The sequence below is a fragment of the Metasolibacillus fluoroglycofenilyticus genome, assembly GCF_003049645.1.
Lineage (GTDB): Bacteria > Bacillota > Bacilli > Bacillales_A > Planococcaceae > Metasolibacillus > Metasolibacillus fluoroglycofenilyticus.
This window is the reverse complement of record NZ_PYWK01000003.1, coordinates 18,513-41,262: the sequence shown is the minus strand read 5'-3', so window position 1 is coordinate 41,262 and position 22,750 is coordinate 18,513. Positions and strand designations below refer to the sequence as shown.

Sequence of the window (22,750 nt, the reverse complement as noted above, 5' to 3'; positions counted from 1 at the left end):
AATGGCTACAAAAGAGCAACAATATCGTCTTGAAAATCTGTCTTGTGTCAATTGTGCGGCAAAATTTGAGCGTAATATTCGAGACATTACGACTGTTGAGGACGTACAGCTCAACTTTGGTGCAGCAAAGCTAACAGTTGTTGGTGACGCGACTGTTGAGCAGCTTGAAGAGGCAGGTGCCTTTGATGGCATTAAAGTTAAATCAATAAATGACCGCCAAAAAACAACAATTCCTTTTTATAAGCGTAAGGAGAATATTTTTGCAGGTCTCTCTTTATTATTTGTACTTGCAGCTGTTATAATGAGCTCATTTTACGAAGAGGACAGTGCGCTTGTCGTAAGTCTTTATATAGGGGCAATTGTTGTCGGTGGGCATGCGATGTTTTTAACAGGCTTTAAAAATTTACTACGTTTTGAATTCGATATGAAAACATTAATGACAATTGCAATTATTGGTGCGGCTATTATTGGGGAGTGGCAGGAGGCGGCAGTTGTTGTCTTTTTATTCGCTGTAAGTGAAGCGTTAGAGGCGTATTCGATGAATAAGGCACGTCAATCTATCGAAACATTAATGGATATTGCACCACCTATTGCGTTGATTAAGCGCACACATGGCGACCATATGCATGAGATAGAGGTTCCGACAGAGGATGTTCAAATTGGAGATATTCTTATCGTTAAGCCGGGGCAAAAAATTGCAATGGATGGCATTGTTATAAGTGGTACATCTGCTGTCAATCAAGCGTCCATTACAGGTGAGTCGATTCCCGTTCATAAAACACTAAATGACGAGGTATTCGCAGGCACATTGAATGAAGAGGGTGCACTTGAAGTAAAAGTAACGAAGCTTGTACATGATACAACGATTGCAAAAATTATTCATTTAGTAGAAGAAGCGCAGGCGGAAAAAGCACCATCTCAAAAATTTGTTGACCGTTTTGCGAAATACTATACACCAGCGATTATCGTTGTGGCGATACTTGTCGCAATTATTCCATCGCTTATTACAGGCAATTGGCTAGAATGGATTTATCAAGGCTTAGCGGTGCTTGTCGTAGGCTGTCCGTGCGCATTAGTTGTCTCAACACCCGTCGCAATTGTTACAGCGATTGGGAATGCCGCAAGACATGGGGTATTGATTAAAGGTGGTGTTTACCTAGAGGAGTTAGGGCATATTAATGCAGTTGCCTTCGACAAAACAGGCACATTAACGAAAGGTACACCAGAAGTAACACAAATTATCACGACGATAATTCCAAAGGAGGAATTATTAGCTCTAGTTGGTGCTGTGGAAAAAAAATCTCAGCATCCATTGGCACAGGCAGTGTTGAAAAAAGCTGCTGCACTACATGTGGAAATAGCGAATGCTACAGATTTCCAATCAGTCACTGGAAAAGGCGCTTATGCAACGGTGGAAGGGCATAAGATTGCAGTAGGCAGTGTCAATTGGATTAGTTCACTCGCATCTATTAATGAAGAGCTAACAGAGCAAATTGCAGATTTCGCGGCTGAAGGGCAATCTGTTATTGTTGCAGCACGCGATGGTGAATGTATCGGTATATTAGCAATTGCTGACCAACTGCGTCAGGAAAGTAAAGAGGTTGTTTCACAGCTTGAGCATAGTGTAATGTTAACGGGCGATGCACCATTAACTGCACAGACAATCGCAAAGAATCTTGGCATTACAGATGTGCGAGCGGGCTTGCTGCCGGAGCATAAACTGCAAGCGATTAAGGAATTACAAGGACAATATGGCAAGGTTGCAATGGTAGGTGATGGCGTTAACGACGCGCCTGCTCTTGCAACAGCATCTGTTGGTATTGCAATGGGTGGTGCGGGTACAGACGCAGCATTAGAAACAGCCGATATCGTGCTAATGGGCGACGATTTAACAAAGCTTCCGTATACGATGCGCTTAAGTAAAAAAGCATTGTCAATCATTAAACAAAATATTGCTTTCGCTTTATTACTAAAACTAATTGCCTTATTGCTAGTCATTCCGGGCTGGCTCACACTATGGATTGCGATTTTTGCAGATATGGGTGCGACATTGCTTGTCGTATTAAACTCACTACGTTTACTGAATAAACAGTAGGCAGGGGCGTCCTAAAAGCAGTGTATTACCAGCTTTTGGGACGCTTTCGGTGGTGTTTCATCTAGGAAAGCTTCTTTGGAAATGGGATAAAACACTGGGCTTAGCGGTTTCTTTTGAATTTAAAATAAGCGTAAAGCTAATTTTTTACTGTGCTGTAGAGAAGTTTGATTTTTGAGATAACTCCCATAACTAATAAAATGCATGAAATCAAATTGGAAATTTTTGATTTCATGCACTTTTTATTTTAGTGTATTTTACTTAATTGTAAGTATTATTTTTCTAAAATACTAAAAATTCGTTTATATAGCAATGGATAGGTGAAATGAAAGTGATATGAAACTAGGTTATAGAAAGACCTCTCATTATTTTACAGATTGAATTGTTATTTTTATAGTGGCGAACAGGTTATTTGCAACATAATATATGATGTTATATGATAAGGGGACAGATTTAAAGATGTACTAGCACAAAACTTTTGGGAGCTTCATAGTACATGAGCGATTGAGGCGATGTAAATGACACAACCATTTTTAATGAATGTTACTGAAGAAATTGTCCGTGGACTCGTTCGATTTTTGCTTTATGGAGTAGAGTATCAAACGTTTTGTCATTGTGAACGATGTGAAATGAATATTGTTGCCGAAGCATTAAATAATTTACCACCGCACTATGTTACATCAAACGTAGCAAGAGCTGAAGCGTTCAACGTATTAAACACACCACAAAATATTGAGACGATTAATAAAGAAATTATCCGTGCGATTTATGAAGTTGGACAAGATTTTAATCACAACAAATGATTACAAAAACAGCCTTCAATTAGCCAATATGCTAATTGAGGGCTGTTTTACAATTAGGTGAATACTCTGAATCTAAATAATAGTTATACTTAGTAAAATCCATTTGATGATGCATTTTGCTCTGGAAGAACTCAAAATTATCTTTTGTTATTGAAAAGGAACCTGTTACAGGATGAAGTGTTGAAAGACGCAATGTTTTCTGGTATTCCTTTAATGAAATATTTCGTAATATTACTTGTCCAATGACCACATCATCTTCGATATTGGTCCAAATCACAGACCTTACCATATCTTTCTCTTCTGTATAATAAGGTGAAATCATTTCTTCTACAAATAAATTTTGTGCTTCAGTGAATCTCAATGGTTCATCGTAGTAGCTATTTGAGCCGATGTATAAATAGTAATCGTAGCCAAAATGGACAAAGAAGTTCCTTGTTATAAAATTACAATGAATGAATTCTCGTAGCACCATTTTAGCAATTAGACGAACGTGCGCTATAGAAACTTCTTGGTCATCCTGTAAGTGAAGCTTGTCAAATTCTTTGTCATACAAGGTGGATTCTCTATTGATATCAATATAAGTTACTGTAGGAATCCAGATCGACTTTATGTTGTTCGCCTCTAAAAACCTTATAATTGTATCAACATAGGCAGTTTCAACCTTGATGTAATTTTCCAATGTTAGTAGTCCATCATACATATTTTTCCCAATATCTGAAGAGCTAGTCCATTCAGAGCCTATTGTGTAATATCCATGCTCGTTTCGGTGGATTGGATTATATTTTGTGATGCGCCATTGGTATTTTATTTTTACGCTCATTTATATCTCCCTATTTTGGTTTGAAAATACTAATACAGAAACAATACTATAAGTAACTTCTTTTCTCAAATCCGTCTAAAAAAGAAACCATTAGTAGAAAATACTTAATAAAAGCGTCTGTGATTATTAGAAAAAGCATGCAAATATCTACTTTTTCAATAGCCCTCTAGAACATCACCGTTTTCAGTTAACTTTTCGCCTGAATATGTAGTAAACTGAAGATAGTTAACTAAAATCAGCAAAAGTCTAACTGCATCTATAAGTGCTGGGAAAAATGTAAGAAAAGCTATTAAATTAGAGGAAGTCTTAAATTTCTGCTGATTCAAGTTAAGATTCTGGAAGATGTCACAGATTTTGAAGAGAGGCCTGCGTAATGCAGGTTAAATAGCTCCAAAAAACTGGACTAGAGTTAACCAGGGGCTAATTGATATGAAAGAGAGGGGTTATCGGATATGCCAACACCAAGTATGGAGGATCATATCGAGCAAATTTATTTATTAATTGACAATAAAGGGTATGCACGAGTGTCCGACATCGCAGAAGCATTATCTGTTCTACCTTCGTCTGTTACAAAAATGGTTCAGAAGTTAGATAAAGACGGCTACTTAGTATACGAAAAATATAGAGGTTTAACACTTACACCAAAAGGGGAAAAATTAGGTAAACGACTTGTACAAAGGCATGATTTACTAGAGGAATTTTTACGTATTATTGGTGTAGACGAGGAGCGTATCTATGAGGACGTTGAAGGAATCGAACACCATTTAAGCTGGAATGCAATTGACCGAATTGCAGATTTGGTACAACTAATGGAAGAAGAGAAGGACTTTGTAGCAAAGCTAGATGCAATGAAGGCACAGCAAAATATATAAGACGCAGAAAGGAATTTGCGAAAGATGAATGAATTACGCTCAGGGCAAGTTGTAGAATTAACTGTATTGGAACAACAAGGCTCTCGCTATGTATTAACAAACGGTGATGCAGAAATTCCGTTAAATATGTCGGAAGTGGCGGAGACAGTCGCTGCAGGGGAGCGCATTACCGTATTTTTATATGCAGACCGCCGAGGAGAGTTACAAGCAACAACAGCTTTACCAACAATTTTAGAAGGACAGTACAATTGGGCACGTGTCTTAAAAGTAACTCGTGAAGGTGCAGTTGTTGATATTGGAACATCACGTGAAGTAATTGTTAAAGCGGAGGATTTACCTGCATTACAAGAGCTTTGGCCGCAGCCCGGTGACCATTTATTTATGACGCTTCGCACAGACCGCAACGGTGATTTATTTGGTCGCTTAGCAACCGAGGAAAAAGTGAATGAACTTTATGAGGGTGCTTTTGATGAAATGTATAATAAAAACATTATAGCACGCCCGTATCGCTTATTGCCTGTAGGGTCGTTTTTAATTGGGATTGATACGCCATACCGCATTTTTGTTCATTCATCAGAAATGAAGGCGGAGCCACGCTTAGGACAAGACGTACAAGTGCGTGTGATTGATGTAAAGGAAGACGGCTCACTTAATGGCTCGTTACTTCCTCGTAAGCATGAGCGCTTAGGTGATGATGCAGAGAGAATTTACGCTTATTTAGAAAGTGTTGGTGGCAAAATGCCATTTGGTGATAAATCGACACCAGAGGAAATTCAGGAAATGTTTGAGATGAGTAAGGGCGCTTTTAAACGAGCACTAGGCTCATTAATGAAGGCAGGAAAAATTAAACAACAGGATGGCTGGACAGAGCTTCTATAAGCACTACAAGGCTTCCTGCAACCTTTTACTTTTAAACACGTACTAATAGACAAGGGAAAGACGTATGATAATACGAATTACCGACAATAGATAGTGAAGTGTTTGAGGGGAGTAAAAATATGAAGCAAAAATGGATAATAAAGCTTGTTATAACAGTGTTAGCTTTAGCGGTATTTGCGCCACTTGCTAGCGCCACAACACAAAAGCCAATAAATGAAAAACTTGGTGTACCAATTGTTGTATACGGTGCAAATCTTTCAGATGCGGAAAAAGAAATAATGAAAACGGCATTTCGCGTCAATGAAGAATCTGAAATTGATGAAGTGACGGTATCTGGTGATGATTTAGTACAATATATTAAAAATAGTAATGCTAGCTCTCGCATGTATTCTTCGGCAAAGATTACGCGACAAGAAGAGGGCAAAGGACTAGTTATTAGTATTTTAACACCGGAAAATATTACGGAAGTAACAGCTGAAATTTATGCCAATGCAATGGTAACAGCTGGAATCGAGGATGCAATTGTAGAAATAGCAGCACCGAAGCCAGTGACAGGTCATTCAGCTTTAGTAGGTATTTATAAGGCATACGAAGTGAAAACAGGCGAGAAGCTTGATATTGAGCGCACAGATGTAGCAAATGAGGAGTTAAATATTGCGACATCGATTGCGGATAGCGCTGGTATTTCTGATGAGAAAGTTGCAGAACTTTTAACGGAAATTAAAAAAGTGATTGCAGAGCAAAAGCCTGTATCTCGTGAAGAAGTTCAACAAATTGTAGAAGAGCAATTATCGCGATTGCAAATTAATTTGAGCGAGCAAGACCGTCAATTATTAATTGATTTAATGGATCGTATTCGCTCGCTTGATATTGATTTTTCAAAGCTATCATCACAGTTATCTGATTTAAGTAAAACAATTGAAGAAAAGTTTGCACCTATTCTTCAAGACGAAGGTTTTTGGAACGGTGTAAAAAACTTTTTTAATAAATTAATAGAAACTATTTCTTCGTGGTTTAAATAACTTGTGTGTGGGGATACCTGCTGAATCAGAGGATGACAGTCTAAAACACTGTAACACCTGTGCAGGCGATTGAGTGACCAACATTATGTTGAACCAAGCTCAGGCAGAGGTCACAGATTTCGAAGGGGAAAGCTCTAAAAAGTCTGGACTAGAGTTAGCCGAGGCGTAATTAATATAATTTAAAGGGGATGGATATAGTGGAATTTACTTTAGTCAATCATAATGGACATTTAGCTTATGAATATGAGCAGAATGGCGAGCGTTTAGCTGAGATTACATGGTCTGAGAGAGACGGTGTGATGCATATGGATCACACATACGTGTCAGACCAATTGCGCGGACAAGGGGTAGCAAAAAAGCTGTTAGATAAAGCAGCAGACTACGCACGCGAAAATAATTTGAAAATGCATGCAATTTGCTCCTATGTAGTCGCTTCTTTCGAGAAAAGTGATGCATATAACGATGTGAAGGCATAAAATAAAGGGTTATCCGAGAACTGGCTAATACGCCTTTTCGGATAACCTCTTTGCTTTTTTATTGAAATATAAATTTTAAAGATTGCAAACATTGCTTTTAAAGCCCTTTCTTTCAACTTTAAAATGTCTAAATATTCGTATTAAAATACAAAGAAGTACACGAGCGATGTTAACACGCCTGCAGCTCCTAGTATTGATAATACTTCTTGTCCGCCAAACTGTATGTCTTGAAATTTAAACATTTTTCATCGCCCCTTTCCATTGATATTATTTTTATACCCTAAATTAAAGAAATAGAAACATTCTTCATAAAAATATACTAAAATAGACGCTATCTAACTTGTTTTAGAGTGAGCTGCCTGATAGAATGTTTAAACTATAAATCGGTAGGGTATAACTTCCATATAACAATAAGAACAGTGGAGGGAATCATAATGGCAAAACTAAAAGGAAAAGGCGTTGTTATTGCAGGATTAGTAGCAGGAGCAGCAAGTTATTTAAGTAAAAAGGAAAATAGAGACAAGCTAATGGGCTATATTCAGGATGCTAAAGCTAAAGCGACTGAAATGATGGATGGAATGAAAGGAAATGGAGCATCAATGGAGGAAGAAACACCGCTACAAGATTTGGCTGAAACCGCTGGTAGCGCAAATACGACAGAAATTCGCGAAAATAATATGATTGCGGAAGGAGCACAAACAGCGGTGCAATACTACAATGAAAATGACCAAGAAGAATTAACATAATGCAAAAATTGAAATATAATATTCGAATAAAAGGGAGAAGGTTGTTTGAAGGCAGGCACGCCGCTTTCAAACAACCTTTACTTTTTTATTGGAATAACAACCAATTAGGAAGATATCCATATTCTTTTAGAAGTTGTAAGGCTAGATTTTTTATCGAAGAGGAGCGTCCCAAAAGCAGCGCATTGCCTGCCTTTGAGACGCTTTCGATGATGCTTCATCAAAGGAATCACTGGATAAAATAGAAAAGAATTTCTTTGGAAATGGGATATCATTGGGTTTAGCAACTTTTTTTGAATTTAAAATAAAGTGAAACTTCAATCAGTGGAGGTTTCCCCCATCCCCCACTTACCCTTAGCGCATTTTTACTTAAGTCTTAGAAGCGGAAGTCTTACTATCCGTTAATGCGGGATAAAATAGCATAACGTTAATTTTTCACTGTGCTAAGGAGATGTTCAGCTTTCTTATACAGCTAATTTATGGTTTTATTAGCTAGTAGTCAATCTTAATGCGCAGCTTGTTTTACCTTGCTAAAGTTAATTAAGCTTACACCAGCGAAAATTAATAAAATAATCCCCGTTAAAATAAAGCCTTGTGTATGGTTTAATGCAAGTAATCCCAGTAAAGATGAACCGATAACTACACCAAATGAGAAGAATGCATAGAAATAGCCATATGCTTTCCCTCGTACCTCAGAAGATGTAGAGTCGATTAACAAAGAGTTAATCGATGGGAATAATAGACCGAATCCGATACCATAGCAAGCAAGTGCGGCGTATAACATGCCGCTGTTATTTGATTGGCTTAAAATAAGTTGGCTAACGCCCATTAAACCAATGCCAATTGCCAATGTATAGCTAGGGGCCACTTTATCAAAAATGCGGTTTGTCGGTAAAACAAAAACGAGTACTGCTACAATGCCAAAGGTGCTCATCAGCATCCCACTCATACGTGAGTCAAAGCCTAGTGATTGCACATGTAAAGGCAATTGATATGCAATAACACCTTGGGAAAACATCAGGAAGAATGCACCTGTGAATGCTTTTAAGGTTCCGCTGTTGCGGAAAAATGTGCTTACAGGAATCATTCGCTCCTGTTTGCTTGATTTAGTAATCTTTGTATTACGCAGTATAACAAGCGTTAAAATTCCTAAAATAAGCATGAAAGTAGCCGTAATGCCAAAAACAAACGGTACGCTTTGGCGGCTCGCCATAATGCCGCTAAACGCGGGTCCTACAATTGCAGCAATCCCGACAAACGCTCCAGAAATTGCGCTGCTTTTCCCGCGTTTTGTTTGCTCTGTAGCATTTGCTAAATAAGTAAAGGCTGCAGGAACAATAAACCCAGCTACTAGACCATGAACAAAACGAATCGCTAATAGAAGTATAGGTTCCTCAACCAGTCTATATAATAAAAGGGAGCCCCCTGTTAGCAATAAACCAATCACAAGTACATGGAACGGTCCTTTTTTATCTGTCCAAAAACCTGATAAAATATTGCCGAATGTATTAGAAAATGAATACATACCTACAGCAAGTCCTGCTATAAATGGTGTAGCACCAACAGATTCTGCAAAGGTACTCATCACAGGTAGCTGTGTAAATAAATCGAAAAATGAGAAGAAAATTATAGCATATATAAAGAAACGCATAGTAAGCCTCCATTTGATAATATTTCTCAATAATTAATTATATCATTTTTTCAATGAAAAAAGACAAAATCTGATTGAACAGATTTTGTCTTTTTATTTTGATTCAGCAGTAAACTTCCACAGCTACAAATGGTGAGATTAATGCTTATTTGGCCTTGAGTCAGTGAGTGTATAAGCACCCGCTGAATCAAAACCTAGCCGCAATTATACTCATGAGTAATTGGTTTTTAAGCTTGAGCAGGTACTTCTTGCTTCATTGTTTTGTTTTTAGCAAGATTTACGTGCCAAGAAAGAGCTTCTTCTAAAATATGTGGTGTTTGGTGGTTACCAGTAGCTTCAACAGCGCGGTTATAGTAATCGCGTAATTGCTCTTTGAAGTCTGGATGCACACAGTTTTCAATAATTAATTGTGCACGCTCTTTCGGTGCTAAGCCACGTAGGTCAGCAATACCTTGCTCTGTAACGATTACGTCTACATCGTGCTCTGTATGGTCTACGTGAGAAACCATTGGTACGATAGAAGAAATTGCGCCGCCTTTTGCGTATGATTTTGTTACGAAAATACCTAGACGAGCGTTACGAGCGAAGTCACCTGAGCCACCGATACCGTTCATCATTTTTGTACCTGAAACGTGAGTAGAGTTTACATTTCCGTAAATGTCCAACTCAAGCGCTGTGTTAATAGAGATTAAGCCTAAGCGGCGGATAAGCTCTGGGTGGTTCGAAATTTCTTGTGAACGTAATACTACTTTATCAGCATATTTTTCTAGGTTGCCATACACTTTTTTCTGTAATTCTTCAGTAAGTGTAATCGATGTTGCAGCAGCAAATTTAACTTTACCTGCATCAATTAAGTTGAATACAGCATCCTGTAATACTTCAGAAGCAACTACTAAATCTTCAAACTCTGAATCAGCAAAGCCTTCTAATACAGCGTTTGCAACAGAACCTACACCTGATTGTAAAGGCATTAAGCTATTTGTTAAGCGACCTGCTTTAATTTCAGAACGGAAGAAGTCTAATAAAATATTTGCCATTGTTTCTGTTTCTTCATCTGGCGGTACGATTAATGAAGGTGCGTCTGGCTCTTCAGAAATAACAATTGCTTGAATTTTTTCAAGTGGCACGCGAATACCGATTTCACCAATGCGTTGCTGAATATTTGTCATTGGAATTGGCTCACGAGCACCTTGCTCACCAGGGATATAAATATCATGAATACCTACTAATGATTCTGGGTGAGAAATATTTAACTCTACAATAATATTTTCTGCATATTGTGCAAAAATAGGCGAGTTTCCAACTGAGTTTGTTGGAATGATTAAGCCATCTTCTGTAATGGCAACAGCCTCAATAATTAAGTGCTTAATTGGTCCAATAATTCCTTGACGTACTAATTCAGCATTATGAGAAAGGTGTGCATCCACATAAGTTACTTGACCTGAGTTAATTAAGTTACGAATACCTGCATCTGCAATGAATGGTCCACGCTTGCGAATTGCACCAACAGTTGCCAAATGATTGTCAACCTCTGGACCAAGCGATGCTCCTGTGTAAACGTCAATTTTTAATGGCTCGCTTTTTGCGCGTTCTGCAAGGGCCTCTGGTACAACTTTTGCGTCACCAGCACGTGTAAACCCACTCATACCTACTACAGTACCGTCTTGAATAAGAGCAGCAGCTTCAGCAGCAGAAACAATTTTATTAGCTAATTCTTTTACCCCTAAGCGTTTTTCAATTCTTGAATCCATTGAAAATCCTCCTTCGCAAAAAAAGTTTATTTGGACTAGTGCATAAGATTCTCTCTACTATATAAGATAGAGAGAAAATGCTTCGTTTACCTAATTCAGCGAGTGCTCCAACACTTGCTGAGAGGAACTTAGCCACATCTAGTGGCAATGACTGAATGACCAACATAGGTGTTAGTCTAAGCCTTAGACCGATGTCGCAGAAGTGATAATGAAGCTTGAAACAATCTGGACAGATTTGGCTAAGACATAATTAATAAGAAATTTGAATTTTCTGTTTTTTAAAAACAGTTATTAAAATACATACCACCACATATTATCACTAAATTGTCACAAATTCTTCACCTTGTACATGAAAGTGCTTAAAAAATGTTTAAGCGAGAAAAAAAGAGAATTTGCGATATATTAGAGATTTTGTAGCGGTATGTAAATATAACCGAATACTGATGTTAGCTTCTTTAAGCACATGTTTTTTGTATTGATAGCGTAGCGACAGGTAAAAGATATAGAAGTCTCAACCCCTATAGGTCATATGCATTAAACCTATTTCAGCGGGTGTCCACCCACTCGCTATTAAAGAGGAACTCAGTCTAAGAATAATGCATACTAAGATAACGACTGAGTGACCAACATCATGTTGGTCTAAGCCTCTGGCGGCAATTCCGCCTCCGTAATTATTTAAAAGCCGAGTGAGCGACGGAAGTAGCTTGCGTAACGCTGGCTTACAGGGATACGTGTCCCATCCTTCATAATAAGTAAAAACGTTGAGTGAGAGTCTGGTTGAATTTCATCAATAAAATCAATGTTTACGATGTATGACCTGTGGCAACGAATGAAAGAGTCAGGCGCTAAAAATAGCTCCAAATCGCTTAAGTTCAAGCGATGATAGCCTGCGCGATTCATTGTTTTAACATATGTTTTACGTAGCTGTGTTTCTAAATAGATGACTTGGTTGTGTTTAATTGGGTACCAGCAGTCGTCTATTTTAATTGTAATGTAGTTTGTTAAGAACGGTGACGGCTTTTGAGGGAAGACGGCTGTTATTGCGCCTTTCATTTCACCTTCTTCCATTAAAGGAATGCTCATCCCGAAATAGGGTACTCCAAATACCTCAGGTTCTATATAGGTGCTTACTTTTTGCCCATAAGTAAGAGCTTGAAATGCCGCAGAACCCTTTTTTACCGGATCGCCAGGTTTAATTTTTAAGTCAACTCTTTTGCTGGGTTGATAATATAAATATTCATCCGTATTTGAAATTGCAATTGATGTATCCTCAGGGAAAAATTCTTTAATAATTTCCATAATTTCTTCCACTTGTTTTGGATCCATGATACGACACCTCTTTTATAAATAAAGTCTTTATCCTCTATTTTACTATATTTGTTCACATTTATGCTATAGCAGATTTGAGAATAATGTAGTGATTACATGCTTTTTCCTACAAAGATGCTAAAGTTTTCGGAAAATTTGATATTTTAAACGATTTATTTACAGTATGCTTAATTATTCTTGCAAGCTATAGCTGTGAAAATAATCTGTTTACAATGAAAATCTACTGTATGATATGGATGAATGAAGAATCATCCTATTGTATATTGGATTTGATTAAGTTATTTTATTGATTAATTTTTCTGCATTAGGTTTAAAATGGAAAATCATGTTGTTTCTTCTTTTATATTTATATAGCTTTAAGTTTTGTTTAGATGTTGTTGAGTCAAGTTTACTATAATGATGAATGACGTCGTGGGCTAAAAGAAATCTAATTGTAGATTGGGGTCTCGACTTTACTCATATTTTCGCTAAAGACATTTAGCTTTTGTTCTAAATGAAAATAGTGCTTTAGTAAAATAAAGGGAATAGCAATTTAGCTTTTTAAACAATAGTAAAAATCAACTAATGAAATAAAAAATATTGGTTGATAAAAAAACATAAATTATGGTAATATTCACTGTAGTTACTAAAAAATATCTAATGATTTAGCGAAAATATAGTTTCTGAGTAATGGTTTTAACGTCTTTCAGCAATATTTTTTGTACCGAAAGCGTAGCGACAGGTACAGAAATCTCCCACCTCTGTAGGTAGCGAGATGAATGCCTTTATTTGACTCATTTCAGCTAATGTCCAAACACCCGCTGAATCATAGGGACTCTAAGAACATGGCATACTAAAATAACGACTTAGTGACCAACATTGGGTTGGCCTAGATGTCACAGATTGTGCTATGCAGGGTAGTTAACAGTTGTCACATGACATGATGGTTTTAGGTTAACTACCATGAAACAGCTTGAAAGCATCTGGACGCAACTACATATAAAGGCGTAATTGATTATGACAAAAATATACATCTTGTTAAACAACTAAGAATCTAGGAAGGTATGAGAGTATTTTTTAGGAAAGATGGGATATATTATGCAACCACAACAATCGATAGCAGGAACAATATCTAAACGTTATTTTCAGGAAATTGATAATATTAATCAATACGATGGTGTGGAAGATTTTTTTGCTATAGAGTCGAGATTATTATTTGAAATTTACCATTTAGAAGAGACAAAGGCGAAAGAATCGTTACGTGCATTAATTGATATTTTATCTATTCGTTTCGGCAAACAAATGATTAAAGCGGTGCGCCACTATTTTGTGGTTTTATCATCAATTGTTGCACGCAAGCTACTCGATAATCAAGTACCTCCTAAAAAGGCATTTGCATTTAATTTAGCTTGTGCTGACATGATTGAAAATAAAATGAAGGATGCTGAATTTTTACAGTTCGCGGATGATTTAATAGAATTCTATGTGTATTTCATTGCGGACCGTAAGCAGCCGACATTTAGCCATCAAACTGTTAATAAAGTTATTATGTATATAAATGATGAATTAGAAACAGATTTAACCGTGGAAAATATTGCAAATAACTTTCATATTAGTACAAGTCATTTATCACGTATTTTCCGAGAACATGTTGGCATTACATTGGTTGAGTATTTAAACGTCCGTCGCGTTGAAGAATCACAGTATTATTTGAGGCATACGAATAAAAGCATTACTTCCATTTCAAATCAATTCCATTTTTGTAATCAAAGCTATTTTACGCGTATTTTTAAAAAATATACTGGCGTTACGCCGAAGCATTTCCGAGATGAGCAGCATCACAATTTTTACCGCTTTGAAATGGTTGATAAAAAGATAGAAAATGTTTAATATTTTTAAAAGTGGCTGTTGGGATTGCAAATATATCTCAGCAGCTCTATTTATTTTGATTAATCAAATGACAGAGGGAATTTTTGTCTAACACTACCACCTATGGTAACGACTGAATAACCAGTCGAGCCTCGCACGGATATCGTAGATTTTGAAGGGAGGCTTGCACGACGTAGGCGAGTTAACCGTGTCACAATTAACCCGGGGGAAAATCTAGGCTGAGGTTAGCTTTGATGTAATTGATATAGTCAAATAATTGAGCACATGAAAAGATTGCTGTATACTCACCATATTAACAACTTTAGAAGGTGACCGTATGAAAAAAATAATGCTGTTCGGTATGCTAGGAAGCCTAAGCTTACTATTAAGTGGCTGTAAGGCAGTCGAGAACCAAGAAGGTTTTTTTTATAGCTTTTTTGTAAAGCCGATGGATCGATTGCTAGATTTTTTAGGGAATGACCTATTTAACGGAAGCTATGGTATGGCTATTATTGCAATAACAGTAGGTATTCGTTTAATATTAATGCCCTTTATGCTACGCAATTACCGAGCGCAAGCAGCAATGAAGTCGAAAATGGATATTGTAAAGCCGAAAATGGAGGAAATCCAGCAAAAAATGAAAGAGGCTGAATCGAAGGAAGAGCAAGCGAAGATGCAACAAGAAATGCTAGCACTCTACCGCGAGCATAATATCAATCCATTAAATATGGGCTGTTTACCGATATTAATTCAAATGCCGATTATTATGGGACTTTACTATGCCATTTTATATTCACCAGATGTGAAATCACATCCATTTTTATGGTTCAGTTTAGGCTCACCTGATATCATTATGACGGTTATTGCCGGAATTGTGTATATGGTTCAAGCGCAAGTATCGTTATGGACAGTGCCTGAAGCACAAAAGGCACAAATGAAAATGTTTATGTACATTTCACCAATTATGATTGTGATTATTTCATTTTCATCAATGGCGGCATTACCTTTATATTGGTCAATTGGTGGTTTGCTGTTAATCATTCAAACATATATCGGACGAAAATATTATTCAGAGCAGAAATAATGGGGAAAATACTATGAACGAGAAAGTAATATCTATGCTACTAGTCATAGCTAGTAGTGCACTAGCTATATTTTTTATTATTAAACAAAATTTTAATTTAGCCGTGTTGTTTTTAACGGTTATGTTTACATTTTCAAATTTCTTTCGCTATCGTAGCTTTATGCGTCAAGGCTATGTGAAGGAAGCGAAGTGGATGCGGAATTTAGCCATATTTTTTGGCTTGGCAACAGTTGTCGTAGTTTTTATTTTAGTTACAAAGTGATAGAAAATTAAGTAAGGAAAGTAGGCGCAGGAATGAGGGGCAATCGAACGAAAAAAACAAGTGATACTTGGAAAATCGTTATTATTACAATTACTTCATTATTGATTATTAGTGCCATTGTGTTGACAGTAAAAGAAAAGCAAGAATTAACTAATCCTTCATTACAGCCGCCTGTTGATGAACAGCAGGATGTAAATAACAATTCTACTGAGCTTCCAACTGAAGTAGATGAACAAGATGAGATAGATGAAAAAGATGGCACGCAATTAGAGGAAGAGGAGCAGCCAGTAGAATCAAAGGAGGAGCCAAAGCGAACTGAGTATGATGAAAGCGGCTATCCAGTGACGCATATTGAGCCAACGGAACCGACTTACGTGAAGGGTGTTTTAATCGCAAATAAAGAGTATCCTTTACCGAAGACGTATAATCCAGGAGAAAATTCTGAGGCGAAGGTGGCATTAGAAAAAATGCTTGCGGGTGCAAAGGTAGCAGGGTTCAATCTTGTAGCATTTAGTGGTTTTCGCTCCTATGAATATCAAACAACATTATATACAAATTATGTTAACAGAGATGGACAAAAAGCGGCAGATCGTTATAGTGCACGTCCGGGTTATTCTGAGCATCAAACAGGCCTTGCTTATGATATAGGGGAGAAGGGGCGCGAAAGCTTATGGTTGACAAGTGAATTTGGTGAAACGGCTGCAGGAAAGTGGCTACATCAGCATGCTCATGAGTTTGGCTTTATTTTACGCTACCCACAGGGCAAGGAAAACATTACAGGCTATATGTATGAATCATGGCATTTTCGTTATATAGGTCTTGAAATGGCAAAAGCAATTTTCGAAGCAGACATAACATTAGAAGAGTATTTAGGAATAAAATAAAAGAGCTATTAAGCAAATAAAAACTTCACGAATATAAAAAAATGGCTGTTGAGAAATGCAGGGATGAGCCTGCTTTCTCAGCAGCCATTTTTTATTCAGTAGATGGACATGTAGCGATTAAAGATTCATCTTATAAAATGGGTGAAAGTAATCGAGAAATGGATTCTTTAAATTTTACTACGTTTGAACGATTATCGTAAATTTCTTTTGTTAACTCAGTACTGTCAAAAATATCTGACTCAAATGCCTCTGCTAAATAATGCGCAATTGGTCGGTCGTAAATAAAGGCGTTGACTTCGAAATTTAAACTGAAGCTGCGCACATCGATATTGGCTGTACCAACTGAAGCAACTTCATCGTCGATTACGAGCATTTTAGAATGAATGAAACCTTTATTGTATTGATAAATACGTGCACCTGCTTTTAGCAAAAGTCCTACATATGAATAATTTGCCCAATAAACAAAAGGATGGTCTGGTTTGTTTGGAATCATAATTCGCACATCGATTCCGGATAATGCGGCGATACGAATCGTATCTAAAAAGCTGCTATCAGGAATAAAATACGGTGATTGAATATAAATGTATTTTTTGGCATCTGCAATTAATCGTAAGTAGCCATTTTTAATAACTGTCCAATCTGTATCAGGTCCACTTGACACAATTTGTAGTGCCGCTGTTCCTTTTTGAGGGATAACAGGAAAATAGCGCTCAGCATATTTTACACGATGATGGTGACTTGCTTGATTCCAATCGAGTAAGAAGCGAGTTTGTAAAGGATGGACGGCGCTTCCCTCAATACGTAAATGAGTATCGCGCCAGTAACCAAACTTTTTGTTTAAACCTAAATATTCGTCTCCAACATTAAATCCACCGATATAGCCAATGCGTCCATCAATTACAACGATTTTGCGATGGTTTCGATAGTTTAAACGCGGATTAATAAGCGGTAAGATAGAAGGGAAAAATACTTCTATTTCCCCACCGAGATTTAACAGCTCTTTAAACTGCTTTTTCCGTACACTACGTGACCCCATTTCGTCATATAAAATGCGAACTTTCACACCTTGTCGTGCCTTTTTAACCGTCGCATCAAAAATTCGCTTACCTATATTATCAAGCTTGAAAATATAGTACTGAATATGAATATGGTCTTTGGCATGCATAATATCTTGAATGAGTCGCTCAAATTTTTCGGTGCCATCATTTAAAATATCGACATGATTATCTTGTGTTAAAACAGCATGATTCGTAATTAAATTCATATAAATTAAATCTTGATGTGCTTCGATATGCTCTCCACGAAATTCAAGTTTATTTTCTTTAATAGCCTCAATTTGATAATCAATTAATGCTTTAATACCGATGCTTTCGCGCCCTTCCCAACGGTAAAAATGCTTTTTACTAAGCTGTCTACCGAGCAATAAATATAACATGAATCCAACGACCGGAAGGAAAAATAATACTAATAGCCATGCCCATGAAGATGATGGGTCTTTGCGCTCTAAAAAAATAACTGCGATAGCAAATAAAATATTGAGCACTAAAATAATAAGAGCAACAAAGCTAGTTTCTATAACAGTAAGCATAGCAGCACCCACTTCCTAATTTTTTGAATACACGAAAGATATGTACAATACCTTAAATAATAGTAGCATATGTAGACTGTTTTAATAAAGGTATCTCGATGTAGTAATGTTTTTTGTAAGGAGTAGACAGCGGAAGCACATATTTTGTACTGACAAGCACAGTTACGGAAGTTTTCCATTACCATCCCAAAAAAGGAGTTGTTCGAAAAGTCCATTTTGTTTTGCCACCGCATTGAAATCAATGTTTTCATCGCTTCCCTTTTACTGAAGGATAACGCTGCTGTTCACCCCATTTTTAAAAGAGGCGTTCTCTGTTTATAGGAATCAACATTTTGTGAAACATCATCGCTCCTGTCCAAAATGCCGGCTATGCACGGCTTTTTGGACAGCCCCAGTAATTGATGTAGAATTTGATGAATAAAATAATAGAAATAGAGCATATTGTATAAGTGGGTAGAGAGATTTGCAGTCACAGTTAATATAGGCTAGATAATAATAATTTACGCAGTTGTAACATAATTGATAAATTTTCAAGTGAGAATTAATGGTATGATATGTATAGAAAAACAAGTCAGACCTCTAAAGAGTGAAACTTTCTACTATCCTAAAACGTTATCCTAATTACTACTACTGAATTAGGGTAGGCCTCTAGTAAATGTAACAGATTTTAAAGAAAAGCTTTTTCAGTTTTACTCAAAAAATCTGGAAGTGAGTTAGTGGAGGCATAATTGATATATTCTATAAAAAGGCTGAGGTGGAGCAAATGGCGAAAGAAATCGACTTAAAGAAAATTGTTTCAAATTTATCTAAGTTAGGTGTGAACGCAACTGTTACAAAATCTCGCATCGAGCTTTTGAAAGTATTGACACCACCAGTACAATCACCACAAGCACAACAAGCATAAGAAAGAGTGAAGGAGCCGTCTGAAAAATCATTTTGAGACGGCTCCTTCGTTGTATCATATATTTCGAGCAATAAAAACACGTGGATAAAACTATGTCCTTACCACAAAAATTAAACTCGTCAATTAAACGGACCAGTCGCAAATATATTAAAGGTGTTTAAATCAGCTTTTAAAAAAAGTATTATTTCAAAAACGTCTGAAAAGCATTGCCTCTGCAGGCTTTTCAGACGCCCCTACAAGGTTTTATTCATCATCGTCATTACCAGAGAACATATATGTTTTATAGTGGAATCGCATACTAAAGACGAGCCCAATTGCGAGTGTATTCCCCATTAACGAGCTTCCGCCATAGCTAATGAATGGCAATGGGATACCTGTAATTGGAAGAAGCTGAATCGTCATACCGATGTTTTCAAAAACATGGAATGTAATCATTGCGATGATACCGGCACAAACATATGTGCAAAATGGGTCTTTCAGCAGTAATGTCGTTTTAGTTAAATGATAGATTAATAAGAAGTATAAGCAAATAACAAAGCTTGCTCCGACAAAGCCCCAGTCCTCGCCGATTACTGCAAAAATAAAGTCGGTATGGTTTTCTGATACGTATACTTCTCGACCTTGAAAGCCTTTACCAAAAATTTCCCCTGAGCCAATCGCATTAAGCGAAGTGATAAGATGATAACCTTCATTTGAAGAATACGAATATGGGTCGAGCCAGGAATAAATGCGGGCAAATTGATACGATTTGAAACCAAATGTTTTTTCTAAAAAATCCTGCATATAAAGTGCCATCCAAAGTAGTGCACCGCCTATAGCACTACCACCAACAATAACAGGTAATATGATTTTCCATGAAATACCTGCTACAATAATAAGTGCTGCTGTAATGGCGATAAAAACAAGCGATGAACCAAGATCGGGCTGCTGCATAATAAAGGCTAATGGTATCATGAGTGTAATCCCGATTTTAGCAAGTAAAATAAAATCTGTTTTTAATGACCTGATTAAATGCTTTTCATGATGCTTACTAATTAACCTCGCTGTAGCTAAAATGAAAAAGGTTTTCATAAACTCTGAAGGTTGAATACTACCTACACCGGGGATATGATACCAGCTTTTAGCTCCATTTTTTTTTTCAGCAATTTGTCCGACACCGTCGGGCATGAAAAGAAGAACGACTAGCAGTAAAATACCTATACCATATAAATACCAAGACATTTTTTTGTATTGGTCTGGCTCGAAATACATAACGAAGGAAATAATAATTGCACCTACGAGATACCATTGTAATTGCTTTGGCACAAAATTATAATTTCCGTATTGTCCACCTGTCTGAGCAGATGCTATAGCTAATAAACTAATGGCGAGAAACATTAATAATATGACAGCAAGTGCCCAATCAAAACGCTTCATAAATTGACGATTATTTTCCATAAAATTCACCTTATTCATAAGTGCTTAATTGCATGATTGATATTTGATTCAGTGAATGCTGTAGCTCTCACTGAAAAAAAGGAACTCCTTTTAAAAGACCTGCGTCTTATTGGAGTAGTTAATTCAAAGTTTTGGTGCGAACGACTAAGCTGAATCATGAATATTCACCGAGGTAGCCGAGGCGTAATTGATTTTATCATATTATATGAAAAAATACTGCAAACTAAGTAATATGTAGTGAAATTTAAAGTAATCACAACGGTTGTTTGTTCGATTTTTTACAATTGCACCTTAAGGAAAGTAAAATATTTGCTATTAGTTAGAAGTCGCTGTTTTTGAATCGGTAAGAATTGAGACGATACATTATTTAAAATGTTTCAAAAAAACAAGGAATAGGCATATAATAGGAGTATTATTGGAATTGAAGGAGCGGGTAGGCAGTGGCAAGAAAAATGAGGGCGGCAGAGGATTATATGCACCATTTGTATGTACATATGAATGATGTTGACCACTTTGTGATATTCAGTAGGTTAACACATAAACAATTTCTGTCTTCTGCAGCATCATTAAAAAATTTACTTTTAATAAAGCACGCTTATGAAGATGGTTCTTTTAATATGCATACACTGCTAGATTTTATTTCAACAGAAGATTTACCGGGCTTTGCACGAACGGATTTAAAAGGAGATTTATGTTTATTAGACTTTCACAACGAGCAGCAAGTAAATGAATTAACGCCTCTAGAGCAGGCCGAGCTTTTGTATATTGGTCATAAAAAAGAGCCACTTGCTTCGCCGTTTTTCCAAAAGTTACAAAATCGTTATATTTACTATGCTGCGCCTGAAGATCAAATGACTAAAATATATTTCCGCTTCTTGGCAGATGTGGAGCATCTTATTGCCAATTTATTGAATCAAATGGTGAGGGAAAAGGAAGGCACTGGTAACTTCTGGCGACGCAAATCTGCCAAACGAATACCAGCAATTGATGCAAATGTATTGCGCTCTTGGCGTCATTATATGAAGGAGGGCGCGTTGTTATCGTTAAGCAAGCAAGAGAAGCCTAATTCCAGTTACAGCATTGAAATTAGAACATTACTGGACTACGATTTTCCAGATGAAGTTTGGGACGATTTGAATGATATTATTAAACAGCCGTATGATGAGCAGATTTTAATTAGTTAGTTTTAGAACGTTTTGTGAGGATTAATTGATAATATTAGGGGGAAATAAAATGGTAAAAAAAATAGGGTTAGTATATGGCGGGAAATCTGCGGAGCATGAAGTATCGCTATCGACAGCAACAGCGGTTATTAAGGCTGTCGATTTTACTAGCTATGAAGTGTATCCCATTTATATTACATTGGACGGTGAATGGCGTACAGGTCCCCAATTAACAGCTCCTGTAGAAACTGAGGGGCAATTACAATTTACTAGAGAAGAAAGCAAGCCAAATAATATTACGGAATTTATTGAAGCGCATAATGCTATTCAATTTGATGTCATTTTCCCGCTGTTGCACGGAACAAATGGAGAAGATGGAACGGTACAGGGCTTGTTTGAAGTATTAAATATTCCGTATGTTGGGAATGGCGTATTAAGCTCTGCTGCTGCTATGGATAAGGTTATCATGAAGCAGTTGTTTGAAATAGCAGGCTTACAGCAAGTTCCATATATTTATTTTATACGAAGTGAATGGAAGAGCAATCCGCAAAGTGTCGTAGAAAAATGTGAAAAGCAATTAATCTGGCCGTTATTTGTTAAGCCAGCAAACTTAGGTTCAAGTGTAGGAATTAGTAAAGTAAATAATAGTGAGCAGCTAATCGAGGCAGTGGAGCTTGCTCTTCAATATGACCGTAAAATAGTTATTGAGCAAGGGATAGTTGCCCGCGAGGTTGAAGCAGGAGTGTTAGGCAATGATGAGCCACAAGTGTCTGTAGCGGGTGAAATTAAACCTACAACAGAGTTTTACACATACGACTCAAAATATAAGGATGGTTCAACAGCGCTAATTATACCTACTGAACTTTCTACGCAAGCATCTGAGCAACTAAAAGATATGGCAAAGCGTGCATTTAAAATTTTAGATTGTGCAGGGCTTGTACGTGCAGATTTCTTTGTTACAGCAGAAGATAAGGTATTGATTAACGAAGTGAATACAATGCCGGGCTTTACACCTTTTAGCATGTATCCATTGCTATGGCAAAATACAGATGTGCCTTATTCGCAATTAATAGATAGATTAATTCAATTAGCTGTAGAGCGCTATGAAGAAAAGCAACAGCTTCAGTACAACAAAGATTGAG

The 22,750-nt window shown here is 36.9% G+C and carries 20 protein-coding genes; 14 read left to right on the top strand and 6 right to left on the bottom strand.

The features are described from left to right. Window position 1 precedes the first annotated feature (1 nt). Entirely contained in the window at window positions 2-2,095 is a 2,094-nt protein-coding gene (locus C9J36_RS12530) for a heavy metal translocating P-type ATPase (RefSeq protein ID WP_107943347.1), read from the top strand. A gap of 515 nt (window positions 2,096-2,610) precedes the next feature. Beyond that, window positions 2,611-2,895 (top strand): late competence development ComFB family protein, encoded by a 285-nt coding sequence (locus C9J36_RS12525; protein WP_066169156.1) that lies wholly within the window; start codon window positions 2,611-2,613, stop codon window positions 2,893-2,895. 31 nt (window positions 2,896-2,926) lie between these two features. Here C9J36_RS12525 and C9J36_RS12520 read toward each other — a convergent pair whose 3' ends face one another. After that, window positions 2,927-3,715, bottom strand: a complete 789-nt coding sequence (locus C9J36_RS12520) for a DUF7683 domain-containing protein (RefSeq protein ID WP_107943346.1) — start codon at window positions 3,713-3,715, stop codon at window positions 2,927-2,929. 452 nt (window positions 3,716-4,167) lie between these two features. Between C9J36_RS12520 and mntR the strand changes: the two genes are divergently transcribed. The 5 genes from mntR (at window position 4,168) to C9J36_RS12495 (ending at window position 7,710) form a co-directional block, all read left to right on the top strand. Next, window positions 4,168-4,587, top strand: coding sequence for a transcriptional regulator MntR (gene mntR, locus C9J36_RS12515; RefSeq protein ID WP_066169152.1), 420 nt, complete (start codon window positions 4,168-4,170; stop codon window positions 4,585-4,587). Window positions 4,588-4,611: 24 nt separating this feature from the next. Beyond that, complete coding sequence (locus C9J36_RS12510) at window positions 4,612-5,466, top strand: CvfB family protein (protein ID WP_066169149.1); 855 nt, start codon at window positions 4,612-4,614, stop codon at window positions 5,464-5,466. A 119-nt stretch (window positions 5,467-5,585) separates the two neighbouring features. Further along, window positions 5,586-6,488: a DUF1002 domain-containing protein gene (locus tag C9J36_RS12505; protein ID WP_066169147.1), complete on the top strand. Its 903-nt coding sequence runs from the start codon at window positions 5,586-5,588 to the stop codon at window positions 6,486-6,488. A gap of 188 nt (window positions 6,489-6,676) precedes the next feature. Next, window positions 6,677-6,964, top strand: coding sequence for a GNAT family N-acetyltransferase (locus C9J36_RS12500; protein ID WP_107943345.1), 288 nt, complete (start codon window positions 6,677-6,679; stop codon window positions 6,962-6,964). 434 nt (window positions 6,965-7,398) lie between these two features. Next, window positions 7,399-7,710, top strand: a complete 312-nt coding sequence (locus C9J36_RS12495; RefSeq protein WP_066169143.1) for a hypothetical protein — start codon at window positions 7,399-7,401, stop codon at window positions 7,708-7,710. Between the two features lie 502 nt (window positions 7,711-8,212). On the opposite strand, the gene C9J36_RS12485 is transcribed toward C9J36_RS12495, so the two are convergent. The 3 genes from C9J36_RS12485 to C9J36_RS12475 all read right to left on the bottom strand — a co-directional run bounded on the left by C9J36_RS12485 (window position 8,213) and on the right by C9J36_RS12475 (window position 12,435). Then, window positions 8,213-9,358 (bottom strand): MFS transporter, encoded by a 1,146-nt coding sequence (locus C9J36_RS12485; protein WP_107943343.1) that lies wholly within the window; start codon window positions 9,356-9,358, stop codon window positions 8,213-8,215. 227 nt (window positions 9,359-9,585) lie between these two features. After that, window positions 9,586-11,109: a succinyl-CoA:acetate CoA-transferase ScpC gene (gene scpC / locus C9J36_RS12480; protein ID WP_066169138.1), complete on the bottom strand. Its 1,524-nt coding sequence runs from the start codon at window positions 11,107-11,109 to the stop codon at window positions 9,586-9,588. A gap of 675 nt (window positions 11,110-11,784) precedes the next feature. After that, window positions 11,785-12,435, bottom strand: a complete 651-nt coding sequence (locus tag C9J36_RS12475) for a LytTR family DNA-binding domain-containing protein (protein ID WP_066169137.1) — start codon at window positions 12,433-12,435, stop codon at window positions 11,785-11,787. Window positions 12,436-13,503: 1,068 nt separating this feature from the next. On the opposite strand from C9J36_RS12475, the gene C9J36_RS12470 reads away from it, so the two are divergent. From C9J36_RS12470 to C9J36_RS12455, 4 genes are all read left to right on the top strand, one after another. Further along, complete coding sequence (locus C9J36_RS12470; protein WP_066169135.1) at window positions 13,504-14,307, top strand: helix-turn-helix transcriptional regulator; 804 nt, start codon at window positions 13,504-13,506, stop codon at window positions 14,305-14,307. Between the two features lie 316 nt (window positions 14,308-14,623). Next, window positions 14,624-15,370, top strand: a complete 747-nt coding sequence (gene yidC / locus C9J36_RS12465; RefSeq protein ID WP_066169133.1) for a membrane protein insertase YidC — start codon at window positions 14,624-14,626, stop codon at window positions 15,368-15,370. Window positions 15,371-15,383: 13 nt separating this feature from the next. Continuing rightward, on the top strand, window positions 15,384-15,632 hold the full coding sequence (locus C9J36_RS12460) for a hypothetical protein (protein WP_107943342.1): 249 nt from the start codon (window positions 15,384-15,386) through the stop codon (window positions 15,630-15,632). A 32-nt stretch (window positions 15,633-15,664) separates the two neighbouring features. Next, window positions 15,665-16,516, top strand: a complete 852-nt coding sequence (locus tag C9J36_RS12455) for a M15 family metallopeptidase (protein WP_107943341.1) — start codon at window positions 15,665-15,667, stop codon at window positions 16,514-16,516. Between the two features lie 130 nt (window positions 16,517-16,646). On the opposite strand, the gene cls is transcribed toward C9J36_RS12455, so the two are convergent. Then, on the bottom strand, window positions 16,647-18,104 hold the full coding sequence (gene cls, locus C9J36_RS12450; RefSeq protein WP_066169127.1) for a cardiolipin synthase: 1,458 nt from the start codon (window positions 18,102-18,104) through the stop codon (window positions 16,647-16,649). A 763-nt stretch (window positions 18,105-18,867) separates the two neighbouring features. On the opposite strand from cls, the gene C9J36_RS17430 reads away from it, so the two are divergent. Then, on the top strand, window positions 18,868-19,008 hold the full coding sequence (locus C9J36_RS17430; protein ID WP_201261946.1) for an Lmo0850 family protein: 141 nt from the start codon (window positions 18,868-18,870) through the stop codon (window positions 19,006-19,008). Between the two features lie 243 nt (window positions 19,009-19,251). Here C9J36_RS17430 and C9J36_RS12445 read toward each other — a convergent pair whose 3' ends face one another. After that, on the bottom strand, window positions 19,252-20,445 hold the full coding sequence (locus C9J36_RS12445) for an FtsW/RodA/SpoVE family cell cycle protein (protein ID WP_066169125.1): 1,194 nt from the start codon (window positions 20,443-20,445) through the stop codon (window positions 19,252-19,254). 440 nt (window positions 20,446-20,885) lie between these two features. Here C9J36_RS12445 and C9J36_RS12440 point away from each other — a divergent pair, with 440 nt between their 5' ends. Beyond that, window positions 20,886-21,629 carry a hypothetical protein gene (locus C9J36_RS12440; RefSeq protein WP_107943340.1) on the top strand — a complete coding sequence of 248 codons (744 nt, stop codon included), beginning with the start codon at window positions 20,886-20,888 and terminating at the stop codon, window positions 21,627-21,629. 49 nt (window positions 21,630-21,678) lie between these two features. Next, window positions 21,679-22,749 carry a D-alanine--D-alanine ligase gene (locus C9J36_RS12435; protein ID WP_107943339.1) on the top strand — a complete coding sequence of 357 codons (1,071 nt, stop codon included), beginning with the start codon at window positions 21,679-21,681 and terminating at the stop codon, window positions 22,747-22,749. The last annotated feature ends 1 nt before the right edge of the window (window position 22,750 follow it).